At 69.5% G+C, this 22,027-nt stretch carries 21 protein-coding genes; 14 read left to right on the top strand and 7 right to left on the bottom strand.

The features are described 5' to 3' along the window. The first annotated feature begins 1 nt into the window (after nucleotide 1). Both EV193_RS27240 and EV193_RS27235 read left to right on the top strand, forming a co-directional pair. Complete coding sequence (locus EV193_RS27240; RefSeq protein WP_207222820.1) at nucleotides 2-661, top strand: class I SAM-dependent methyltransferase; 660 nt, start codon at nucleotides 2-4, stop codon at nucleotides 659-661. Between the two features lie 537 nt (nucleotides 662-1,198). Continuing rightward, a complete protein-coding gene (locus EV193_RS27235) occupies nucleotides 1,199-1,462 on the top strand; it encodes a hypothetical protein (protein ID WP_130347777.1) in 264 nt (87 codons plus the stop codon). Here the strand turns inward: EV193_RS27235 and kamB are convergent. Together kamB and pdxR are read right to left on the bottom strand one after the other, a co-directional pair. Beyond that, nucleotides 1,449-2,102, bottom strand: coding sequence for a 16S rRNA (adenine(1408)-N(1))-methyltransferase KamB (kamB, locus tag EV193_RS27230; RefSeq protein WP_130347776.1), 654 nt, complete (start codon nucleotides 2,100-2,102; stop codon nucleotides 1,449-1,451). The two genes, EV193_RS27235 and kamB, sit on opposite strands and share 14 nt — an antisense overlap. Before the next feature lie 9 nt (nucleotides 2,103-2,111). Then, nucleotides 2,112-3,539: a MocR-like pyridoxine biosynthesis transcription factor PdxR gene (pdxR, locus tag EV193_RS27225; RefSeq protein ID WP_130347775.1), complete on the bottom strand. Its 1,428-nt coding sequence runs from the start codon at nucleotides 3,537-3,539 to the stop codon at nucleotides 2,112-2,114. Nucleotides 3,540-3,586: 47 nt separating this feature from the next. Here pdxR and EV193_RS27220 point away from each other — a divergent pair, with 47 nt between their 5' ends. The 11 genes from EV193_RS27220 (at nucleotide 3,587) to EV193_RS27170 (ending at nucleotide 13,286) form a co-directional block, all read left to right on the top strand. Then, on the top strand, nucleotides 3,587-4,051 hold the full coding sequence (locus tag EV193_RS27220; protein ID WP_130347774.1) for a carboxymuconolactone decarboxylase family protein: 465 nt from the start codon (nucleotides 3,587-3,589) through the stop codon (nucleotides 4,049-4,051). A gap of 111 nt (nucleotides 4,052-4,162) precedes the next feature. Beyond that, entirely contained in the window at nucleotides 4,163-5,548 is a 1,386-nt protein-coding gene (locus tag EV193_RS27215; protein ID WP_130347773.1) for a sugar porter family MFS transporter, read from the top strand. Beyond that, entirely contained in the window at nucleotides 5,545-6,627 is a 1,083-nt protein-coding gene (locus EV193_RS27210; protein ID WP_130347772.1) for a glycoside hydrolase family 172 protein, read from the top strand. The genes EV193_RS27215 and EV193_RS27210 overlap by 4 nt, the downstream gene beginning before the upstream one ends. 215 nt (nucleotides 6,628-6,842) lie before the next feature. Beyond that, nucleotides 6,843-7,388 (top strand): DinB family protein, encoded by a 546-nt coding sequence (locus tag EV193_RS27205; RefSeq protein ID WP_130347771.1) that lies wholly within the window; start codon nucleotides 6,843-6,845, stop codon nucleotides 7,386-7,388. Continuing rightward, nucleotides 7,389-8,375, top strand: coding sequence for a sigma-70 family RNA polymerase sigma factor (locus EV193_RS27200; protein WP_130347770.1), 987 nt, complete (start codon nucleotides 7,389-7,391; stop codon nucleotides 8,373-8,375). Between the two features lie 34 nt (nucleotides 8,376-8,409). Continuing rightward, on the top strand, nucleotides 8,410-9,165 hold the full coding sequence (locus EV193_RS27195; protein ID WP_130347769.1) for an alpha/beta fold hydrolase: 756 nt from the start codon (nucleotides 8,410-8,412) through the stop codon (nucleotides 9,163-9,165). Nucleotides 9,166-9,247: 82 nt separating this feature from the next. After that, entirely contained in the window at nucleotides 9,248-10,168 is a 921-nt protein-coding gene (locus tag EV193_RS27190; protein WP_130347768.1) for a cation diffusion facilitator family transporter, read from the top strand. 151 nt (nucleotides 10,169-10,319) lie between these two features. Next, on the top strand, nucleotides 10,320-11,411 hold the full coding sequence (locus EV193_RS27185) for an Rv2629 family ribosome hibernation factor (RefSeq protein ID WP_130347767.1): 1,092 nt from the start codon (nucleotides 10,320-10,322) through the stop codon (nucleotides 11,409-11,411). Between the two features lie 223 nt (nucleotides 11,412-11,634). Further along, nucleotides 11,635-12,018, top strand: coding sequence for an STAS domain-containing protein (locus tag EV193_RS27180; protein ID WP_165401523.1), 384 nt, complete (start codon nucleotides 11,635-11,637; stop codon nucleotides 12,016-12,018). Nucleotides 12,019-12,075: 57 nt separating this feature from the next. Then, nucleotides 12,076-12,501 (top strand): ATP-binding protein, encoded by a 426-nt coding sequence (locus tag EV193_RS27175; RefSeq protein WP_242613702.1) that lies wholly within the window; start codon nucleotides 12,076-12,078, stop codon nucleotides 12,499-12,501. Further along, nucleotides 12,498-13,286 carry a SigB/SigF/SigG family RNA polymerase sigma factor gene (locus EV193_RS27170; protein ID WP_130347765.1) on the top strand — a complete coding sequence of 263 codons (789 nt, stop codon included), beginning with the start codon at nucleotides 12,498-12,500 and terminating at the stop codon, nucleotides 13,284-13,286. Before EV193_RS27175 ends, EV193_RS27170 begins: the two co-directional genes overlap by 4 nt. Here the strand turns inward: EV193_RS27170 and EV193_RS27165 are convergent. Further along, nucleotides 13,283-13,846 carry a nuclear transport factor 2 family protein gene (locus tag EV193_RS27165; RefSeq protein WP_130347764.1) on the bottom strand — a complete coding sequence of 188 codons (564 nt, stop codon included), beginning with the start codon at nucleotides 13,844-13,846 and terminating at the stop codon, nucleotides 13,283-13,285. The two genes, EV193_RS27170 and EV193_RS27165, sit on opposite strands and share 4 nt — an antisense overlap. 142 nt (nucleotides 13,847-13,988) lie before the next feature. Here EV193_RS27165 and EV193_RS27160 point away from each other — a divergent pair, with 142 nt between their 5' ends. Next, a complete protein-coding gene (locus tag EV193_RS27160; RefSeq protein WP_130347763.1) occupies nucleotides 13,989-14,999 on the top strand; it encodes an aldo/keto reductase in 1,011 nt (336 codons plus the stop codon). On the opposite strand, the gene EV193_RS27155 is transcribed toward EV193_RS27160, so the two are convergent. The 4 genes from EV193_RS27155 to EV193_RS27140 all read right to left on the bottom strand — a co-directional run bounded on the left by EV193_RS27155 (nucleotide 14,977) and on the right by EV193_RS27140 (nucleotide 22,025). Next, nucleotides 14,977-16,818 carry a Xaa-Pro dipeptidyl-peptidase gene (locus EV193_RS27155; RefSeq protein ID WP_130347762.1) on the bottom strand — a complete coding sequence of 614 codons (1,842 nt, stop codon included), beginning with the start codon at nucleotides 16,816-16,818 and terminating at the stop codon, nucleotides 14,977-14,979. The two genes, EV193_RS27160 and EV193_RS27155, sit on opposite strands and share 23 nt — an antisense overlap. A 69-nt stretch (nucleotides 16,819-16,887) precedes the next feature. Beyond that, the gene (locus tag EV193_RS27150) at nucleotides 16,888-18,735 is read right to left on the bottom strand and encodes a Xaa-Pro dipeptidyl-peptidase (protein WP_207222819.1); all 1,848 of its coding nucleotides are present in this window, start codon (nucleotides 18,733-18,735) and stop codon (nucleotides 16,888-16,890) included. 141 nt (nucleotides 18,736-18,876) lie between these two features. Further along, entirely contained in the window at nucleotides 18,877-20,031 is a 1,155-nt protein-coding gene (locus EV193_RS27145) for an acyl-CoA dehydrogenase family protein (protein ID WP_130347761.1), read from the bottom strand. After that, entirely contained in the window at nucleotides 20,028-22,025 is a 1,998-nt protein-coding gene (locus tag EV193_RS27140; RefSeq protein WP_130347760.1) for an acetyl/propionyl/methylcrotonyl-CoA carboxylase subunit alpha, read from the bottom strand. The genes EV193_RS27145 and EV193_RS27140 overlap by 4 nt, the downstream gene beginning before the upstream one ends. Between the last annotated feature and the right edge of the window lie 2 nt (nucleotides 22,026-22,027).

Raw genomic sequence — 22,027 nt, 5'->3', positions numbered from 1 at the left:
CGTGGGCAACGTCTGGCAGAGCCGCACCATCGGCAGGTTGAACGGCGCGATCTACGACCGGGGAATCGAGAACGAGAGAATCGCGAAGCTGGCCGGAGGGCTGCTCTGGGCCACCGACGTCGGCCAGATCTTCGAGGCGATGCGTGCTCCGCGTTCGCTGCCGGACGGCGCCGCGGTGCTCGACGTGCCGTGCGGTGGCGGAATCGCGATCAAGCACCTCGGCGTGGTGCCGGACCTGCGCTACGTCGCCGCGGACATCTCGGTGGACATGCTGAACCGGGCCCGCAAGCGCGCCGAGGAGGTCGGCGTGCCGGACGTCGAGTTCGTCGAGGCGAGCATCGAGCACCTCCCGTTCGCCGACGGCGAGTTCGACATGTGCTTGTGCTTCAACGGTTTGCACTGCCTGCCCGATCCGCCGGCCGCGGTCACCGAGATCGCCCGCTGCCTGCGCGCGGGCGGACGACTGGTCGGCGACATGATCGTGCGCGGCGCGGGATTGCGGTTCGACCTGAACGTCGCGGGCCTGCGCACGATCGGCGCGTTCGGCCCCGGCGGGACGGCCGACGATCTTGCCGGCTGGCTCACCACCGGCGGGCTGCGCATCGAGACACTGACCCTGTCCGGCGCGGTGGCCCACTTCGAGGCGGTCAAACCCGGCTAGTGCCACAGGCTGCATCGTCACCTTCACGGGTTGAGCCCGCTGAACCCGTTCGGCCTGCTAACGGGTTCAGCGGGCTCAACCCCGTTCCAGCCGCGATGACAGGGAGGGCGCCGAGCAAGCCCGTGAGTGTGATCCCACCGCCACGCGGAGCCGTTTGTGCATCACCCTTATGTTTCCCGCGCCCTGTTGATCTTGCCTGACCTGGGCTTTCTCCGTGACCGAGGGACTTTAGCGGGCTAAAGTACGCACAAAGTGGCGGTTTGGCGGGAGCAAACCGGCAAATCGGGCACCTGGAGCGTAATAACCCAGCAGAACGTGCGTACTGTTGCGGGATTCGGATGTCAGCGGGTGCGCGCGGCTCCAAAGACGTGCGGTCCGGGCCGTGCGGTGGCGACTGAGTCCGACGTTCGGCCGTAGCTCGGTGCTGATCAGTGCTCGTACGGTTACCTACCGTGAGCCCGAAACAGCGGTCCGCCGGACAGGACGACCACGCACTGGAGCGCGTGCCGGCGTCGGCGCGACGCGGCTGGATTCCCGTTGCGCTGCAACCTGGTTCGGCGCTGGCGTGAACCGCTGGCGTGCACGCGTGCGGCGGGCGCTCTGCCGGAGAGCACACCGGAATGGGTGCCGGCCGGTCCGGTCTGCTGGGCGGTCGGCGGGGTCGCCGCGTTCACGCTGCCGTTCGGCGTGCCGGCGCTGAACGCCGTGCTGGTGTCGCTGCTGTCCTACCTGGTGCTGTCCTGGCTCGGACTGGCCAGGGGCGTGGGCTCGCGCACGGTCGGAGCCGTCAGCCGGGGTTGATCACCCCGGTCAACTCCAGAACGTCGAAGGCATCCCGCGAGGAATTCAGCCGGCGTGTCCACGACGTGGCCAGCGCGCCGATTTCGTCGGCATTCAGATAGCGCGCGGATTCGAGTTTCCACCCGTTCTCGGCGAGAATCAGGCCGAGATCCTCGTCCGCCGATTCCGGAGTCGGTTCGGAATGGTCTCCGACCTCGGGCACCGGCGGCCGCCACGCGTGCAGGTTCAGCGCCACGAGAAATCGCGCGCCCGGCACGCACACGGCGGCCAGCCCACGCAGCATCTCCGGGTCCGAGCCGAGCACCCCGCGCAGCAGGCTTCCCCACGGCATCAACACATGCAGCTCGGTCACGCCGGTCAGCGCGTCCGGCAGCCGCTCGGCCGACTCCCACAGGTACACCAAGTTCGCGAGGCCGCCCTTCGCCGGTTTCGCCGACGCCTTGGCCGCCGTTTTCCGCATGTTGTCCTTCGCCGCGTCCAGCCCGACGACAAGTGATTCCGGGTTGTTCTTCGCGGCGTGATAGGCGTGCTTTCCGTCGCCGGTTCCGACGTCGAGCAGCACGCCGCGGTAATTCGCGCGCAGCTCGGCGAATTCGGCGGCGGAGTACTCGACGACCTGCTTTCCCGTGACACGACGCACGGCGGCAGCCTAACCGGGGCTCACGCCTTCCAGCACTCGGCACAGTGCCTCCAGCGCGGAGGCGTACGCCGAATCGGTCGGCGCGGCGTAGCCGACCACCAGCCCGTCCTGCGTCGGCATCACGGCCCGCGGATGGCGGAACGTGGACAGCCCCTCCAGCGCGATCCCCTGCCAGCGCGCCGCCAGCAGCGCGGTGCGCTCGGTGCCCGACGGCAGCCGCAGCACCGCGTGCAGTCCGGCGGCGATCCCGGTCACCTCGATGTGCGGGACGCGCTCGGCCAGGGTGTGCACCAGTTGATCGCGCCGCTGCCGGTACCGCTGGCGCATCCGGCGCAGGTGCCGGTCGTACGCGCCGGAGGTGATCAACTCGGCCAGCGTGAGCTGGTCCGGCACGCTGGTCCAGCTCTCCCGCTCCCCCTTGGCCGCCGCCACGTCGTCCACCAGGTGCTCGGGCAGCACCAGCCAGCCGACCCGCACGGCCGGCGACAGGCTCTTGCTCACCGAGCCGGCGTAGATCACCCGATCGGGGTCGAGCCCCTGCAGTGCGCCGACCGGCTGCCGGTCGTAGCGGAACTCGCCGTCGTAGTCGTCCTCCAGGATCACCCCGCCGCGCGCCCGCGCCCACTCGACCAGCTCCACCCGCCGGTCGCTGTGCAGCGCGCCGCCCAGCGGGAACTGGTGCGCCGCGGTGACCATCGCGACCCGAATTCCCTTGTGCCGCACCAGTTCCGAGGTCACCACGCCGTCGTCGTCCACCGCCTGCGGAACCGTGCGCGCCCCGGCGCGCTCGAGCAGCTCGCGGTGCACCCACAGGCCGTAGGAGTCGAAGCTCACCGGGCCGCGCAGCACGCCCGCGCCGAACAGCAGTTGTAGCGCGTGGCCGAACCCGGAGCAGATCACCACGCGGTCGGCGTCGGTGCGCACGCCGCGCGCCCGGGACAGGTAGTCGGCCAGCGCCGCGCGCAGATCGGGCCGGCCGCGTGGATCGCCGGGGCCGAACGCCTCGTTGGGCACCGCGGTGAGCGCGCGGCGGGCCGCGGTCACCCACGCCGAGCGCGGGAACGACGCGGCGTCCGGCTGGCCCGACCGCAGCAGGTGCACCGGCCCTGGCACACCGCCGGGCCGTTTCTCCTTGCGCCGCAAGGGTTTCACCGGATCGGTGCGCGGCGCCACCCGGGTGCCCGACCCCTGCCGGCCGACCAGCCAGCCCTCGGCCACCAGTTCGGCGTAGGCGTCGGCCACCGTGTTGCGGGCCAGGCCCAGGTCGGCGGCGAGCGAGCGGTACGGCGGCAGCCGGGTGCCGGGCGCGAGCCGCCCGGAGCGCACCGCCTCGCGCAGCGCCTCGGCCAGCACCGCGCGCCGGCCACCGGTACCAGCCAGCTCCAGGTGCAGGTCGCTGCCGATCCGCTCGGCCACATTGACCCACGATTCCGTCACAAGAATGCACCCTACAGCCGGTCGATTCCGCTCATAGAGTCGATGGCATGACGAACAACGAGAGCCCCCGCATCAACTTCGCCAAGGCGGCGAGCAAGGTCTTCAAGGCGCAGATCGCGTTCGAGGCGGCGTCGATGGACGGGATCGACCCCGACCTCGCCGAGCTGATCAAGATCCGTGCGTCGCAGCTCAACAACTGCGCCTACTGCCTGCACATGCACACAACCGACGCGCGCAAGGCAGGCTGGAGCGACGACAAGATGCACATGGTCGGCGTGTGGCGCGAGGCGCGGAACTTCTTCGACGAGAAGGAGATCGCCGTCCTCGAGCTGACCGAGGCGGTGACCCTGCTGTCCCACGGCGGCGTCAGCGACGAGGTGTACGCCAACGCGGCCAAACACCTCGACGAGACCGAGCTGGGACTGGTCCTCGGGGCGATCTGCGCGATCAACACCTGGAACCGCATCGCGGTCAGCACGGCCAAGATCGCCGGTGCCGACGAGCGCGCGTGAACTCCTGACCAACTAGGCCAAAAGGAGGTCTAGACCTTACCGCTGCGTGTCCCCTATCTTGCGATAACGCGCCCGTCACCGGACGGTCGCACAGCGCGACGGGGAGGCGCCATGGCCACGGTCGGGGACAGCACCCAGATCACCACGCCCGGCCTTCGCGGAGGCCGGGCGTTCTACGTCTTCGGCGCGCTCGGGGCGGTGCTGTACGGCTACGACACCGGGATCATCGGCGGCGCGATGCTGTTCATCCACGACGAGTGGGAGGTCAGCCCGTTTGCCGAAGGCCTGATCACCAGCTGCATCCTGGTCGGCGCCATGATCGGCGCGCTGGGCGGCGGCCCGCTGGCCGACCGGTACGGCCGCCGCAAGGTGATCGCCGTCTGCTCGGTGATCTTCGTCCTCGGTGCGCTGGCCTCGGCCGTGGCGACCGGCGTCGGCACGCTCGTGGCGGCGCGCACCGGGCTCGGGCTCGCCGTGGGCGGCGCGTCGGTGATCGTCCCGCTCTATCTCGCCGAGATGGCGCCCACCCGAATACGGGGCGCGATCGCCACGCTGAACCAGACGCTGATCATCGTCGGCGTCGGGCTCGCCGCACTGGTCGCCTATGTGGCACAAGAGGACAAGGCGTGGCGCACCGCGTTCGCGATCGGTGTGATTCCCGCGGTGGCGCTGCTGATCGGCCTCGCGTTCATGCCGGAGACACCGCGCTGGCTCATCCGCCGCGGCCGGGAGCCCGAGGCACGCGCGGTGCTCGCGATCACCCGCGACTCGTCCACTGTGGACAGTGAGATCGCGGACATCCGTCGGGTCGAGGACGAGAGCAGCGGCACCGTCGGAGTGCGGGGAATCCTTGCCAACAGGTGGATTCTCGGCACCCTCGCGATCGGCGCCGGACTCGCCGTGGCGCAGCAGCTCACCGGCATCAACACGATCGTCTACTACCAGCCGACCCTGCTCAAGCAGCTCGGCGCCACCCAGAACTTCGCATTGCTGTTCGGCGTGATCAACACGATCCCGAACCTGATCGCGGTGGCGTTCGCCGCGCGCCTGGTCGACCGTGTCGGCCGCAAACCACTGCTGATCTGGGGCACGGTCGGCACCGCGGTCGGGATGTTCCTGCTCGGCCTGCCGAAGGTGCTCGACGCGCCGAGCGGTGTCACCACCACGTTCGCGGTGATCGGGCTCGTGGTGTTCACCGTGACGTTCTCGCTCACCTGGGGCCCGGTGCTCTGGGTGATGCTGTCGGAGATCTTCCCGCTGAACGTGCGCGGCACCGCGATGGGCATCGCCACGATCGCCAACTGGATCATGAACTTCACCGTGTCGCTCACCATGCCGGTGCTTGCCGACGCGTGGGGAATCGGCACGCTGTTCATCGTCTACGGGTTCTTCGGCGTGCTGTTGCTGATCTTCGTTCGGCGCTGGGTGCCGGAGACGAAGGGCCGTAGTCTCGAACAGATCGAGACCGACTTTCGGACGGAAGGAGCACGCGGATGACGGTGCGCTTCGGCGACCACGGAAGCAGCCTTCGCGACCTGGCCAGGCTGCGGTACAGCCGGCGCAGGCGAGTGTCCAGTTGGGACACCAGCGGCGGCAACGACGATCGGCTGACCGTCCTGCCGGGAGAAACCCGCGTGCTCGCGGACATCGATGGCGCCGGCTGCGTGAACCACATCTGGGTGACCGTGGCCAACGAGCGGGGTTTCGATCCGTGGAACCGGGAGCCGGACTTCCTGCGGCGCCTGGTGTTGCGCGTCTACTGGGACGGCGAGGAGGACGCCAGCGTCGAGGTGCCGCTCGGCGACTTCTTCGGCGTCGGGCACGCGCAGACGCGCAACTTCATCTCCGCGCCGCTGCAGATGAGCCCGGAGGACGGCAAGTCGTTCAACTGCTTCTTCCACATGCCGTTCGCCGAGAACGCGCGGTTCGAGATCGTCAGCGAGATGGAGCAGGAGAAGATCTTCTTCTACTACTACATCGACTACGAGTCCTACGACGAGCTGGAGGACGGGCTCGGCCGGTTTCACGCCCAGTACCGCCAGGCCTACCCGTGCGACGGCGAGCCGCAGGGCGACCAGACCAACGACGAGTTCCTGTTCGGCGGCACCAATACCGACGGCAAGCGCAACTACACGCTGCTGGAGGCCAACGGCCACGGGCACTACGTCGGGTGCGTGCTGAACGTGCACAACCTGCGCCACACCAACGAGTGGAACTGGTACGGCGAGGGCGACGACATGATCTTCATCGACGGCGCGACCTGGCCGCCGACGCTGCACGGCACCGGGACCGAGGACTACTTCAACACGGCGTGGTGCCCGACGCAGGAGTACTCCGCGCCGTACCACGGGATCACCCTGCCCGGCGGTGACAACTGGAGCGGGCGGATCAGCCTGTACCGGTTCCACGTCGAGGACCCGATCACGTTCAGCGAGTCGATCAGGGTGTCGATCGAGCACGGGCACGCGAACAAGCGCTCGGACGACTACTCGTCGGTGGCCTACTGGTACCAGTCCGAGCCGCACAGGCCGTTCTCCATCCCGCCCGTGGAGGACCGGATCCCGCGCGGCCTCTGAGACTCCCCCGACCCGCCACGTGAGTGTGATCCGGGTCGAAAATGTCCCGCTCCCAGTGCCCGCCACGGCGTGCCGGTGTCACTCCGACCTGCGGTTCTTCCGCCCGTCTGCGTACTTTAGCGGGCTAAAGTACGCGGGCACAGGTGCGTGCGGTTGTCAAGCTTCGTGCACGGGTTCACCCGTCCGGTGTCGGTGCGTCATGGCACATTGGGGCGATGACGGAGATTCCCGCGCACTTCTCACCCAAGTGGGCCGCCAACGACCTGCGCGCCGAGCTGCCGAATACCGGCGGCGAGCGCGAGATGCTGATCGCCTACCTCGACTGGCACCGTGCCACGTTCGAGCTGAAATGCTCGGGCGTGCCCGTGGAGCGCTTGTCGGACAAGGGAATCCCGCCGTCCGGCCTGAGCCTGCACGGGCTGCTGCGGCACCTCGCGGGCTGCGAACGGTGGTGGTTCCAGATCAACTTCGCCGGTGATCGGGTGCCGATGCTGTACTACTCCGACGACGACCCGAACCAGGATTTCGACGATCTCGACGGTGATCCGGCCGAGGCGCTCGCGGTGTGGCGCGCCGAGTGCGCGCGCTCCCGGGAGATCGTCCTCGCCACGCCCTCGTTGGACACGACCGGGACGAAGGTCACCGACGGCAAGCCGATCTCGCTGCGTGCGATCCTGTTGAAGATGATCGCCGAGTACGCCAGGCACAACGGGCACGCTGATCTGCTGCGCGAGCGGATCGACGGCGCGACGGGGCACTGAATGTCCACTGTAGACAGTGCAGCGGCGGTGGGAGCCGAGCTGGAGCGGTACCGGGTCGAGCTGACCGGCTACTGCTACCGGATGCTCGGCTCCGCGTTCGACGCCGACGACGCCGTGCAGGACACGCTGGTGCGCGCGTGGCGGCGGTTCGACTCCTACGACCCCGGCCGCGCGCCACTGCGCTCGTGGCTGCACTCGATCGCCACCTCGGTCTGCCTCGACATGCTGCGCGGCCGGCAGCGCCGGGCCCGCGCGATGGACCTCGCCGCACCCTCGACGGCCGGCGCGCCGATGGGTCCCCCGCAGCCGGAAAGCCTTTTCCTGCAACCGATTCCCGACGAGCGGGCGATCTCGCCGGACGGTGATCCGGCTGAGGTGGTCGCCCAGCGGGAGACCATCCGCACCGCGTTCGTGGCCGCGCTGCAACTGCTGCCGCCCAAGCAGCGCGCCGTGCTGATCCTGCGCGACGTGCTGGCCTGGAAGGCCGACGAGGTGGCCGGCCTGCTGGACACCACCGTCGCCTCGGTGAACAGCGCGCTGCAGCGGGCCCGCGCCACCCTGGGCGACGGCGGACGCCAGACCGACCCGTTCGACCCGAGCGACGACGAGCAGCGGAACCTGCTCGACCGGTACTGCGCGGCGTTCGAGCGGCACGACGTCGACACGCTGGTGGCGCTGCTGCACGAGGACGCGACCATGACGATGCCGCCGTTCCTCTGGTGGCTGCGCGGGCGGGCCGAGCAGGAGCGGGCACTGCGCGCGCCGGACCTGCCGTGCGCCTCGGCGCGGCTGCTGCCCACGGCGGCCAACGGCTCGCCGGCGTTCGGGCAGTACATGCCGGACGAGGGCGGCGTGCTCCGGCCGTTCGCGATCGTCGTACTCGGCATCGCCGACGGGCTGATCCTCGACAGCACGACCTATCTGGACGGCGCGCGATTGTTCCCGTTGTTCGGGTTGCCCGATGAGTTTCCGGCCGCCCGTTCGTAGTACCGGTGACACGGTTCTACGAACGGAGGCTCACATGGCCGAATACGTCGAGGTCAACGGCGTCGACACGTGGTACGACGAGCAGGGTGACGGCGATCCGCTGGTGCTGCTGCACGGCGGGCTGACCGACAGCAGGGACTTCGCGCCGAACCTCGGCACGCTGGCCGACCGGTTCCGGGTGCTGACGCCGGACCGGCGCGGGCACGGGCGCACGGCCGACGTGCCAGGGCCGATCACGATGGAGCTGATGGCCGCGGACACGATCGCGTTCCTGGAGAAGGTGATCGGCACGCCGAGCCGGCTCGTCGGCTACAGCGCGGGCGCGGCGGTGGCGCTGGCGGTCGGGCGGCAGCGCCCCGACCTGGTCGAACGGCTCGTGTTGATCAGCGGGGCGTTCCGCAAGGACGGCATGATCATGACCCCGCAGGCCGGCATGGAACCGCCGCCGCACCTGATCGACGCCTACGCCGAGGTCTCGCCGGACGGCCGCGACCACTTCCCGGTGGTCGTGGACAAGGTCGCCACCGCGTTCGAGGCGGGCGACGACCTGACCGAGGAGGATCTCGGTGCGGTGCCGTGCCGCACGCTGGTGATGTCCGGCGACGACGATCTGGTGACGCTCGAGCACACGATCGCACTGTACCGCGGCCTGCCGAACGCACAATTGTCGATCGTTCCGGAAACGTCACACCTGCTGCTTTTCGAGAAGCCGAAAACGTGCACGCGGATCGTTTCCGACTTCCTGACCAGCGATCCGAGCCCCACGTACATGCCGATTCGACGCTCCTGAGCGAACGCAACAATTGTGAACCTGCCACGGTCTGGCAATTGCGCCGTCGTCGCAATCGCATTTCCGGAATACAGTGCACCGCATGGGGCACGGACACGGACACGGTCATGGGCACGGCCACAGTCACCACGCGGTGGCCGGCAGCCGTGACGGCATGCGCGCGCTCTGGGTGTCGCTCGCCGTCCTGGCCGCGACGGCGATCGGCCAGGCCGTGGTCGTGGCGATATCCGGGTCGGTCGCACTGTTGTCGGACACGCTGCACAACGCGGCGGACGCGTTGACCGCCGTGCCGGTCGGCATCGCGTTCCTGCTGGGCCGGCGGCGCGCGACGCGGCGATTCACCTACGGATTCGGGCGCGCCGAGGATCTCGCCGGCGTGATCGTGGTCCTGGTGATCGCCGCGTCCGCGATCGCCGCGCTGGTGGAATCGTTGCGGCGGTTGGCGAATCCGTCCGACGTCGAACATCTGTGGGCGGTGGCCGCCGCCGGTGTGGTCGGGTGCGTGGGCAACGAGATCGCCGCGCGGGTGCGGATCCGCACCGGCCGCCGGATCGGCTCGGCCGCGCTGGTGGCCGACGGGCTGCACGCGCGCACCGACGCGCTCACCTCGCTGGCCGTGCTCGGCTCGGCCGGTGGCGCGGCGCTGGGCTGGCGGCTGGCCGACCCGATCGTCGGGCTGTTCATCGCGGCGGCGATCGCCACGGTCACCTACGCGGCCGGCAAGGAGGTGTTCGGCAGGCTGATGGACGCGGTGGACCCGCACCTGGTCGACTCCGTGCGCGCGACGCTGGCCGAGACCGACGGCGTGCGGCAGGTGAACACGGTGCGGCTGCGGTGGATCGGCCACGACCTGCACGCCGAGGTGGACCTGTCGCTGCGCGCCGACATGACGCTGACCGGCGCGCACGAGCTGGCACACGTCGCCGAGCAGCGACTGCGCACGTCGATCCCCCGCCTGCACAGCGCCACCGTGCACACCCAACCCGAGGGCGCGCACACCTGAAAGCTTTCGCAAAAGCTTTTGTAAAAGCTTTTGCGAAAGCTTTTCTGGCAGCTTTCCCGAAAGCTTTCGACGCGTGTGTGTCAGCCGGACGTCGGCGGGTAACCGGCGAGGCAGTTCACGAAGCGCCCCAACGGTTCGAGGAGCGAGAAGCATGAACGCCTACCGGAGCCTGCGCCACGTCACCGACGCGCGCGGCCCGTTCGCCTCGGTCTACGTCGACAGCTCGCACGACACCGAGGACGCCGCACGCGCCATCGAACTGCGCTGGCGCGCCACCCGCCAGGCTCTCCAGGAGCAGGGCGCCGACGAGCCCACGATCACGGCCGTCGGCGAGGCGATCGACGACGGCGTGCCCACCATCGGGCGCGGCGGCCGGGCGATCGTCGCCACCGGCGGCGAGGTGCTGATCGACCAGCGTCTGCCGGACGCGCCGCCGGTCCCGGTCGCGCGGGTTTCCGAGTTGCCGTACCTGATGCCGGTGCTCGCGGCCCGACGATCGGGCGTCCCGCACGTGGTCGCCACCGTGGACCGGATCGGTGTGGATCTTCGCGCGGTGGACGCGACCGGTGACCTGGTGGCGTCCTATGCCAGGGAGGGCGCGCGGCACCCGGTGCACAAGGTCGGCGGCGGCGGCCGGGCGCACCAGCCGATCCAGCGCCGGGTCGAGCAGACCGTCGACACGAACGTCGCCGACATCGCCGCGGAGATCGACACCGCGGTCCGGCGGGTCGGCGCCGACCTGCTGGCGTTGGTCGGCGAGGTGCGAGCCCGCTCGGCGGTGACACACGCGCTGTCCCACCGCGCGGCCGAGGTGTGCGTCGAGGTGACGGCCGGCGCCCGGGCGGCCGGCGCGAACACACACGCCGTGGAACAACGGGTGCACCAACTGATCGACGCGCGGCAGGATCAGCACGAAGACGAAGTGCTGCAACGGTTCCGGGCTGAACAGGGCCGCGATCAGGGGCTCGCCGTCGACGGGCTGGCCGGTACCGCCTCGGCACTGCGGGACGCGAACGTCGCCACGCTGTTCGTCGGCGACACCGCCCTATCCGACGCGATGGTCTGGACCAATCGCGACCCGTTCGCGGTCGCGGCCGAGGCCGCCGCACTCGACGGCGATGCCGAGTCCGTGCGCGCGGACGAAGCGCTGCCGTACGCCGCGCTGACCACGGGCGCCACCATCGTGGTCACGGACGGGCTCGACCTGCGCGACGGCGTCGGCGCGTTGCTGCGTCACCCGTGAGGGGTCACCCCTGAACGGAGGAAATCCTTCACGATCGGTCGCCACGGGTTGTCTCTGAGCCACGAGCTTGTACGGTGAAAAGAGCGGTTGAGCAGACAGCCGCACGGGGAGTAGCTGAGCTGTCCCCCTGTGGAGGCGCTGCGATGTAGCGTGCTCCCGTCGCCTGCGTTGGACGGTTCACGGTCTCCCCGAGCACGTGTCCGCACAACGCAAGGAGCAGGACGTGAACTCCGAGCATCCGAACATCAAGATCGATGTCGAGCCGCGGCCGGACGGCGTGGTGCTTGCCCACGTCTCCGGAGAGGTCGACGCCCTGACCGAGCCCGTCTTGCGCGACTGCGTCGATCAACAGCTGCGGTCCTCTCGACACTTCGTCCTCGATCTCGACGCGGTCCGATTCCTCAGCGCGTCCGGACTCGCCGCGCTGCTGGACATCAAGCGGCGCGCGTCCCGAGGCGGGCTGCGCTGGTCGCTGGTCGCCGCGGGACACGCGGTGCGCAGGCCACTGCAAGCGACGGGTTTGGATCAACAGCTTCCGGTGTACCCCACGGTCGGTAAGGCGTTGGCGGCCGTGTCGCCGGTTGTCCCGTGGACGGTCGCCGGCTGAGGTACGTTCGTGCCGCTGTCGGACCGGACGGTGGCACGAGTGCGACGAGGAGTGACCGTGGGCGACCCTGAGTCGACGCTGACCGAGGAAGCCGAGTTGGTTGACCAGGTCGAGTTGAGACTTGGCGCCCAGCTCGAGCACCTGTCCGTCGTCCGTGCGGTGGCCGCCCACATCGCGATGGGCGCCGACTTCGACATCGACGCGATCGCCGACCTGAAGCTCGCCGTCGACGAGGTGTGCACGGACCTGATCGTGCGCGCGGTCCCCGGCTCGGCCATGGATTGCGTCTTCCGGCTGTCACCCGACCGTATCGAGGCGTGCGTGAGGGTGACCTCGCACAACGACGATCTGCCCAAGCGTGACTCGTTCGGGTGGACCGTGCTCACCACGTTGACCGACTCGGTCAGCACCCGACTGGAGTCCGTCGACGGCCACTACGTGATCCAGGTCGACATCGCCAAGAACAGAACGGCCACCACGTGACCGGTGCCAAGGAGCACACCGGGGACTACGCGCATCTCGCGCCGCTGTTCGGCGAGCTGGCCGCGCTGCCCGAGTCCGACCCGAAGCGTGCCGAGTTGCGGGAAACCCTTGTCACCGAACATCTTCCGCTCGCGCAGCACATCGCGGCCAGGTTCGGCAACCGGGGTGAGCCGCGCGACGACCTGACCCAGGTGGCCACCGTCGGGTTGATCAACGCGGTGGACCGGTTCGACCCGGAGCGCGGCTCGGACTTCCTGTCCTTCGCCGTGCCGACGATCATGGGCGAGGTCCGCCGGCACTTCCGGGACACCAGTTGGTCGGTCCGGGTTCCGCGCCGGCTCAAGGAGTTGCACCTGTCGGTCAGCGCGGCCAGCGCGGAACTGTCCCAGCGGCTCGGGCGCGCACCGAAGCCGAGCGAGATCGCCGAGCACCTCGGGATGACCAAGGAGCAGGTCTACGAGGGGCTGGAGGCGAGCGCGGCGTACCACTCGGTGTCGCTGGACGAGGTGCGCGGCGGCGCCGACGACGAGGTCACCCCGCTGCGCGACCGCATCGGCGAGGAGGACCCGGCGCTGGAGGGCGTCGAGTACCACGAGTCGCTGGAGCCGCTGGTGCGCGAACTGCCCGAGCGGGAGCGCCACATTCTCGCGCTGCGATTCTTCCGCAACATGACACAGACGCAGATCGCCGAGCGCATCGGGATCTCCCAGATGCACGTGTCCCGCCTGCTGTCGCGCACCCTCGAACGCCTCCGCCGGCGACTCCAGGACGAGCAGAACCCTTAGCTCGCCGGGTTGGCAAGACGGTCGGGCAGCGGGGCGAGGGGGTAACTGCGCCAGAAGAAGGCGTCGGCGGCGTGTTGGTCGCCGGGAAAGTTGATCGCCTCCGCGATCCTGCGACCCCGAATGCGAAAGGCGAGCGCCCAGAACGTGTCCAGCCCCTCGGGTGTCGTGCTCCATCCGCGGTGCACGTCGACCACCCAGTCGCCGTCGGCCGCGAGGAAGATCGTCTCGGCCCGAAAGCCCGCCTTGCCGAGTTCGGCGAAGAACGCGAGCACCTCGTCGGTCCCTTTCTTGACACCCGCCAGCGGGTGGTGCCCGGGAATCGTCCACGTGATGTCCTGAGCGAAGAACCGGCGCAACGCGTCGAGGTCACCGCTGGCATAGGCGGCGTAGTAATCGCGGATGAGGCGCACATTCGGGTGTTCGCTCCGGCCCGCCGCACCCGCTGGTGTCTGTCCGGCCAATCCCAAGCCGACCGCTCCCGCGACACTCAGCGCTGCTCCGCGGAGCAGCGTCGCCCGGCTGATCCCGTCCTGATTGGTGGCTGTCGAGTTCTCGTCCATGAACCGAGGCAATCAGCCGGCCCGATCGCGGTCCAATACCCGTTCTCATTCCATCGCGGCATGGCAACGGGTATTGGCCGCCGAGACCGGCAGCTGACAACGTCGGACGTGACGAATTCGTCGCCGGCGAACGGAGTGGCCAGTGCGGTATCGAGAACTCGGGGTCGGCGGTCCGACGGTGTCGGTCATCGGCTTCGGCGCCATGACCCTGTCCCCCGGCATCTACGGGAGCGTCGACGACGCGCAGGCTGAAAGGACACTGCGTGCCGTGCTGGACACCGGCGTGAACCTCGTCGACACCGCCGACATCTACGGCTCCGGGCACAACGAGGAGCTCGTCGGCCGCGTGTTGTCGGGCCGGCGCGATCAGGTGGTGCTCGCCAGCAAGTTCGGCGGTGACGTCGGCCGGGACGGCGCTCTGCTACCCGGGCTGGGACGTCCGGAACACGTGCGCCGCGCGGCCGAGGCCAGCCTGCGGCGGCTGCGCACCGACCATCTCGACCTGTACTACCTGCACCGGGTCGACCCCACCACGCCGATCGAGGACACCGTTGGTGCGATGGCCGAGCTGGCGCGAGCCGGCAAGGTCCGCCATATCGGCCTTTCCGAAGCGGGGGTGGACACCATTCGCCGGGCGCATGCCGTCCACCCGATCACCGCGGTGCAAACCGAATACTCCCTGTTCGCCCGCGAACCCGAAACCGGAATTCTTCCGCTGACCGCTGAGCTGGGGATCGGGTTCGTCGCCTACAGCCCACTCGCTCGCGGGCTCGTTTCCGGGCGGATCAGGAGCAATTCCGATCTGGAATCCGGCGACTGGCGGCGAGGAAATCCGCGATTCCACGAGGAGAACATCTCCAGGAACGTGCGCCTGGCCGACCGTGTCACCGAATTCGCCGACGACCGTGGACTCACCCCGGCGCAGGTGGCCCTGGCCTGGCTCACCGCACAGGACGTGATCCCCATTCCCGGCAGCCGGTCCGCCGCCAGAGCGCGACAGAACGCCGATGCGGCCGCGATTCGACTGACCGACGACGAGATCGCCCAGCTCCGCGCGCACGTCCCGGTCGACGCCGTCGCGGGCGATCGCGCCGACGCCGCCTACCTCGACCACGTGGACGGCGTGCGCGCTACCGGACCAGCGGCAGGGTGACCGTGCTGCGCGCCGGGTTCACGGTGAGCGCGGTGCCGGGCAGTGGGCGCAGCGTGTACTCCTGATCGGTGGACACGATCACCAGGCCGATCCGGTGGCCGGCCGGGAAGACGTAGTCGTCCGGCTCCAGCTTCCAGTCGAACGTGTACTCGGTGCCCTGCTGGATCGGCGTGCTCTTGTCGACCGACCGGCGATTCTGCACGTCGGTCCACCCTCGGGTGACCATCACCGGCGGCGCGGCGCTGCCCGGCGGGCCGTAGTCGATGAGTACCGCAGTCAGGTTCGCCGCGTACCGGTTGTCCACGGACGCGCGCAGCGCCACCGACGGCGTGCCGCTCAGATGCGCTTCGGCGGGCAGCGGCTGCGACAGATAGATCAGCCGGTTCGGGTTCGCGGCGTCCGGGTTCGGCAGCAGCGCGGTGTCGGTGTTCAGCTCGCGCCCGCGGTCGGTGAAGCTCTGCCGCGGCTTCGGCCCGCCCTGCTGCGGCTTCGGCGACAGCGTGCCCGGCTCGGATGCGTTGGTGGCGCCCAGATGCAGCGTGGTGTCCCGGCTGCCGGGCACCGGCCAGTCGGCCGACTTCACGTAGTCGCCGGCCGGCCGCTGCACGTCGGCGCGCGGGTCGTCCATGACTCCATTGGGTACGCCGAACAGCCAGTGGTCCATCCAGCGGTTGAGCGTGCGCTGGTAGTCGGTGACACCCTGCGGACCGCCGTGCCCGCCGTTGTGCAGCCAGATCTTGCGCGGAACGTTGTTGCGCCGCAACGATTCCCACCAGGACGCGAACGCCGTCGGCATCACGTTGTAGTCCTCGAGCCCGTGCACCACGAACACGCTGGACTTCACGCCGCGCGCCCGGTGCAGGTAGTCCCGCTCCTTCCAGTCCGCGCTGTAATCGCCAGTCGTGCGGTCCTGGATCTCGCGCAGCCGATCGGTCACGTGGCGACACTTCTCCAGCCGGGACTCGCCCTGGACGAACTCGGCGAGCACGTCCAGATCCTCGCCCTGGAAGCCGTTCACGCCGACGCCGGACTTGGCCGAGTGCGGCGCGCGCACCAGGCCGTTGGCGCGGTAATAGTCGTACCAACTGGCGATCGCCGATACCGGCACGATCGTGCGCAGACCTTCCACGCCCGTGGTGGCGACCTGGTTGGGCAGCGTGCCGTTGTACGAGGTGCCGATCATGCCGACGTCGCCGGTGGTCCAGCCGGCCGACACCGGTGCGCCGGCCTCGTTCCACGCGGGCGCGCGCCCGTTCAGCCAGTCGATGATCGCCTTGGTGCCGAGCGTCTCGTTCCGGTCGCCGACCGTCGGGCAGCCGTCCGAGCCGGCCGTGCCGATGCTCTCGCCGAGCACCACGGCGTAGCCGCGCGGCACCCAGTAGTTGTCCAGCGAGCCGGGCAGATCGGCCTTCGCCGTCCGGACGCCGGTGTCCGCGCCGGCGATCCGGGGCTGGATGAACTCCTGCGGCAGCACGTCGTAGTCCACGTTGTGGTTGGCCGCGTTGGGATTCGTGCCGAACCGGTACGGGCTCTGTTCGAAGACCACCGGCACCTTGATGCCCTGCGTGCTGGTCTCCTTCGGCCGGGACAGGCGCAGCCGCACCCGGTCCCGCTTGCCGTCCAGATCACTGTCCACAGTGGACTCGACGAAGAGCGTCTCCTCGATCGCCTCGTCCAGCGAGAACTGCGGCGCGCTCACCCCGTCGACGATCTTGAGCCACGGCGGCGGCGTGGGCCGATCCGGTGGCGCGGCGGTAGCGATCGACGCTGGCACTCCGACGAGTGCCAGGGCAATTCCCAGTACGGCGAACCGGCGCATGTGCGAACCTCCGTTGGCTCGTGATCCAGAACATCCTGAATCACGAACGGCCCGGAGTCGAGCGACTGATCAGCCCAACCCGCCGACGACCGGCAGAACGAGCGAGCTACCGGCCGGTGTCACGCTCAGTTTCGTGCCCGACGTGGGCCGCAGGGTGAACTGCTGATCGGTCGACACGATCACCAGGCCGATCCGGTGGCCTTGGGCGAACACGTGGTCGTCGGGCTCGAGCTTCCAGCCGACCGGGTACTCCGTGCCCTGCTCGATCGGCTTGCTCGCGTCGAGCGACTCGCGGTTCTGCGGATCGGCCCAGCCACGGGTGACCACGACCGGTGCCGCCGTCGAGCCGGCCGGGCCGTAGTCCACCAGCACGGCAGTCAGGTTGGCGGCGAACCGGTTGTCCACGGACACCTTCACCGACACCGACGGCGTGCCGCTCAGGTGTGCCTCCTTGCCGAGCGGCTCGGACAGGTACACCAGCCGGTTCGGGTTCGCCGTGTCCGGATTCGGCACGAGTGCCTTGTCGGTGTTCAGCTCGCGGCCCTTGTCCACGAAGCTCTGCCGCACGTCGGCCGGGCCACCGGGCGCGGGACGCAGCGCGCCGGGGTCGGTCGCGTTGGGCGCGGACAGGTGCAGGGTCGTGTCCCGGCTGTCCGGGACCGGCCAGTCAGCCGACTTCACGTAGTCGCCCGCGGGCCGCTGCACGTCGGCGAGCGGCTCGTCCATGATCCCGTTGTCCACGCCGAACAGCCAGTGGTCCATCCACTTGGTGAGCGTCTGCTGATAGCCACCGCCCTGCGGGCCGCCGTGGCCGCCGTTGTGCAGCCAGATCTTGCGCGGAACGTTGTTGCGCCGCAACGCTTCCCACCACGACGCGAACGCCGTCGGCATCACGTTGTAGTCCTCGAGCCCGTGCACTACGAACACGCTCGCCTTGACGCCGTTGGCGCGCTGGAGGTAGTCGCGCTCCTTCCAGTCGGCGCTGTAGTCGCCGGTGTGCCGGTCCTGGATCGTGCGCAGGCCGTCGGTCACCGCCTTGCACTTCTTGAGGCGATCCTCGCCCTGGACGAACTCGGCGAGCACGCTGAGGTCCTCGCCCTGGAAGGAGTTGGTGCCGGTGCCGGACTCGTTCGAGTGCGGCGCGCGCACCAGGCCTCCGGCGCGGTAGTAGTCGTACCAGTTCGAGATGGCCGAGATCGGGATGATCGTGCGCAGGCCCTCGACGCCGGTGGTCGCGATCATGTTCGGCAGCGTGCCGTCGTAGGAGACTCCGGTCATCGCGACATCGCCGGTGGACCAGTCCGCCGTCACCGGCTCGCCGGCCTCGTTCCACGCGGGCGCGCGCCCGTTGAGCCAGTCGATGATCGCCTTGCCGGCCAGTGCCTCGTTCATGTCGCCGACCGTCGGGCAGCCGTCCGATCCGGCCGTGCCGATGCTCTCGCCGAGCACGGTGGCGTAGCCGCGGCTCACCCAGTAGTCGGTGTCCACGGCGGAGGTGCCCATTTTCCCGGTCCTGGTGCGCCCGTCGCCGGCCGGACCGTTCGGCCGGATGTCCTCCTGTGGCAACCGGTCCACGTCCACGTTGTGGTTCGGCGCGTTCGGGTTGGTGCCGTACCGGTAGGGGCTGTGCTCGAACAGCACCGGCACCTTGGCGCCCGGCGCGACGGCGGGCCGCTCGACCGTCACTCGGACGCGATCCTTCTTGCCGTCCTTGTCACTGTCCACAGTGGTCTCGACGAACGCGACCTCGTCGATCGCGTCGGCCGTGGCGAACTGCGGCTGGCTCATGCCGTCGGCCATCTTCAGCCACGGCGGCGGCACGGGACGGTCGGACGGCGGCGGCTCGGCGGACGCCAGCGGCACTGGAACGGCCACGAGCGCGATAGCCGCGCACAGCAGGAGACGGGACGGGCGCATGTGAACCAGCGTGGCGAGCGCCGCCACGCCGGTGAACCGTCCTTCGGAGGGTCTTGTGGCCGGGTTTGCTGTCGTTGTGGACATCTCCGACCGGGGTTTGTGGGTCTTGAAGACCGTCAAACCCCGGGCGGAGCCGGCCCGTCAGCCCACTCCAAGTTCCCGCGCGATCAGCATCCGCTGCACCTCGCTGGTGCCCTCGCCGATCTCCAGGATCTTGGCGTCGCGGTAGAACCGGCCGACCGGGAACTCGTTCATGAAGCCGTACCCGCCGAAGATCTGCGTGGCCTCGCGCGCGTTGTCCATGGCGGCGTTGGACGACACCAGCTTCGCGATCGCCGCCTCACGCTTGAACGGCTCGCCGCGCAGCATCTTGGCCGCCGCCGCGTAGTACGCCAGCCGCGCGGTGTGCGCCCGCACCTCCATGTCGGCGATCTTGAACTGGATCGCCTGGTAGGTGCCGATCTTGTGGCCGAACGCCTCGCGCTCGCCGACGTAGCGCAGGCACTCGTCGACGCACCCCTGGGCCAGACCCACGGACAGCGCGGCGATCGCCACCCGTCCCTCGTCCAGGATGGACAGGAACTGCGCGTACCCGCGCCCCTGCTCGCCGATGATGTTCTCCGCCGGCACCCGCACGTCGGCGAAGGCCAGCTCACGGGTGTCCGAGGCGTTCCAGCCGACCTTGGAGTACTTCTTCGACACGGTGAAGCCCGATGTGCCGGACGGGATGACGATCGCGGTGATCTCCTTGCGCCCGTTGGGTTTCACGTCGGTCACCGCGGTGACGGTGACCAGCTCGGTGATGTCGGTACCCGAGTTGGTGATGAACGCCTTGGAGCCGTTGATCACCCAGTGGTCGCCGTCCAGCTTGGCGGTGGTGCGAGTGGCGCCCGCGTCCGACCCGCCGCCCGGCTCGGTGAGCCCGAACGCGCCGAGCTGCTCCCCCGTGGTGAGCCGCGGCAGCCAGCGCTGCTTCTGCTCGGCGGTGCCGAACCGGTAGATCGGCATCGCGCCGAGGGAGACACCCGCCTCCAGTGTGATCGCCACCGACGAGTCGACGCGCGCGAGTTCTTCCAGCGCCAGGCACAGCGCGAAGTAGTCGCCGCCCATGCCGCCGTACTCCTCGGAGAAGGGCAGGCCGAACAGGCCCATGCGGCCCATCTTGGCGACGATCTCGTACGGGAACTCCTCGCGCTCGTAGAAGTCCCCGATCACCGGGGCGACCTCGTCGCGGGCGAACTCCTGGACGGTCTTTCTCAGTGCCTCGTGCTCCTCGTCGAGCCTCAGGTCGATCATCTTTCCTCCGGTGGGGTGACCACGGCAAGGGGTTGATTCAGCGAGACCTGTTGGCCCGCTTGCACATTCAGCTCAGTGAGCACACCGTCGACCGGTGCGGTGATGGTGTGCTCCATCTTCATCGCCTCGACCACGAGCAGCGCGGTGCCGGCCGTGACGGTGTCGCCGACCTTGGCGCTCACCGCGAGCACGGTGCCCGGCATCGGGCTGGTGACCGGGCCGCCACTGTCCGATGTGGACGATCCGATCTCCAGGATCGAGTGCTCCTCGACCGCCCAGGTACCCAGCTCGTCGGCGGACAGCCACAGGGTGTGGCTCGCCGGGTCCAGCGAGCGTTCGAACCGCCGTCGCTTTCCGTTGTGAGTCAACGACAACACGGTTCCGTCGCGGTCGGCCGACACGGCGACGGGATCGCCGTCGTCCAGGCGGACGGTGGCCGCGTCGGGCGTCCCGGTGACCACGACGGTCACCTGCCGGCCGCCGCACCGCAGCGGGAACGTGGTGCCGACCGCGCCGCCGATCCGCCATCCGGTGGGCAGCGCCCACGGGTCCACGACCTCGCCGGACGGCCGCATGCCGATCAGCTCGTCGAGTGCCGCGGCGACGAACACCTCGTCCGAAACTTCTTGTGTCGCCCCAGGTGCGTTCAGGAGTTCGTCCAGCTTTCGGGCGACCAGCTCGGTGTCCAGCGTGCCGGACCGGACGTCGGAGTCACGCAGCAGCGCGCGCAGGAAGCCGATATTGGTGACCACGCCGCGCACGCTCATCCGGCCCAGCGCGGCGTCCAGCTTGGCCAGTGCCTCGGCACGGTCGGCGCCCCAGGTGATCACCTTCGCCAGCATCGGGTCGTAGTCCGAGCCGACCACGGTGCCCACGCGCAGGGCCGAGTCGATCCGCACGTCGTCGGGCTGGGACAGGCCGATCACCGTGCCGCCGGTCGGCAGGAATCCGGCCGCCGGGTCCTCGGCGTACACCCGCGCCTCGATCGCGTGGCCGCGGAACCGCACCTGCCGCACATAGGCATCGAGCGTCTCGCCGGCGGCCACCTTCACCTGCTGCTCGACCAGGTCGACGTTGGTGATCATCTCGGTGACGGGGTGCTCCACCTGCAGCCGGGTGTTCATCTCCATGAAGAAGAACTCGTCGGGGCGGTCGGCGGACACGATGAACTCCACCGTGCCGGCGCCCACGTAGTCGACCGCCCTGGCCGCCTCCACCGCCGCGGCGCCCATCCGCTCGCGCGTGGCGGCGTCCAGCAGCGGGGACGGCGCCTCCTCGACGATCTTCTGGTGCCGCCGCTGCAGCGAGCACTCGCGCTCGCCCAGGTGGATCACGTTGCCGTGGGAGTCGGCGAGGACCTGGATCTCGATGTGCCTCGGCCGGATCACGAACCGCTCGATCAGCAGCGTGTCGTCGCCGAACGCGCCACGCGCCTCGCGCCGCGCCGAGGTGATCGCGCCGGCCAGACCGTCCACTTCGGACACCAGCCGCATGCCCTTGCCGCCGCCGCCCGCGGACGGCTTGAGCAGCACCGGGTAGCCGATCTCCTCGGCCGCTGCGGCCAGATCGTCGTCGGACATGCCGTGCTCGGTGCGGCCGGGGACGACCGGCACTCCGGCGGCGACCATGGCCTGCTTGGCGCGGATCTTGTCGCCCATCGCCTCGATCGCGGCGACCGGCGGGCCGATGAACGTCAGCCCGGCGTCGGCGCAGGCGCGGGCGAACTTCGCGTTCTCGGCGAGGAACCCGTAGCCGGGGTGCACGGCCTGCGCGCCGGTCTCCCGCGCCGCGTCGATGATCCGCTCGATGGACAGGTAGCTCTCCAGCGCGGCTGCCGGTCCGATCCGCACCGCCTCGTCCGCCGCGCGCACGTGCTGCGCGTCGGCGTCCGCGTCGGAGTACACCGCGATCGAGCGGATTCCCATGTCCCGCAACGTCTTCGCGACCCGGACGGCGATCTCGCCGCGGTTGGCGATCAGTACTCGGTTGAACATCG

This window comes from Herbihabitans rhizosphaerae (assembly GCF_004216555.1).
Lineage (GTDB): Bacteria > Actinomycetota > Actinomycetes > Mycobacteriales > Pseudonocardiaceae > Herbihabitans > Herbihabitans rhizosphaerae.
Note: the sequence above shows the minus strand (reverse complement) of the source record. Positions and strands in the feature narration are given on the sequence as shown.

Coding starts and splice junctions, on each gene's coding strand:
- EV193_RS27220 (WP_130347774.1), top strand. CDS start 3,587: ATGACGAACAACGAGAGCCCCCGCATCAACTTCGCCAAGGCGGCGAGC.
- EV193_RS27215 (WP_130347773.1), top strand. CDS start 4,163: ATGGCCACGGTCGGGGACAGCACCCAGATCACCACGCCCGGCCTTCGC.
- EV193_RS27210 (WP_130347772.1), top strand. CDS start 5,545: ATGACGGTGCGCTTCGGCGACCACGGAAGCAGCCTTCGCGACCTGGCC.
- EV193_RS27205 (WP_130347771.1), top strand. CDS start 6,843: ATGACGGAGATTCCCGCGCACTTCTCACCCAAGTGGGCCGCCAACGAC.
- EV193_RS27200 (WP_130347770.1), top strand. CDS start 7,389: ATGTCCACTGTAGACAGTGCAGCGGCGGTGGGAGCCGAGCTGGAGCGG.
- EV193_RS27195 (WP_130347769.1), top strand. CDS start 8,410: ATGGCCGAATACGTCGAGGTCAACGGCGTCGACACGTGGTACGACGAG.
- EV193_RS27190 (WP_130347768.1), top strand. CDS start 9,248: ATGGGGCACGGACACGGACACGGTCATGGGCACGGCCACAGTCACCAC.
- EV193_RS27185 (WP_130347767.1), top strand. CDS start 10,320: ATGAACGCCTACCGGAGCCTGCGCCACGTCACCGACGCGCGCGGCCCG.
- EV193_RS27165 (WP_130347764.1), bottom strand. CDS start 13,846: ATGGACGAGAACTCGACAGCCACCAATCAGGACGGGATCAGCCGGGCG.
- EV193_RS27155 (WP_130347762.1), bottom strand. CDS start 16,818: ATGCGCCGGTTCGCCGTACTGGGAATTGCCCTGGCACTCGTCGGAGTG.
- EV193_RS27150 (WP_207222819.1), bottom strand. CDS start 18,735: ATGCGCCCGTCCCGTCTCCTGCTGTGCGCGGCTATCGCGCTCGTGGCC.
- EV193_RS27145 (WP_130347761.1), bottom strand. CDS start 20,031: ATGATCGACCTGAGGCTCGACGAGGAGCACGAGGCACTGAGAAAGACC.
- EV193_RS27140 (WP_130347760.1), bottom strand. CDS start 22,025: ATGTTCAACCGAGTACTGATCGCCAACCGCGGCGAGATCGCCGTCCGG.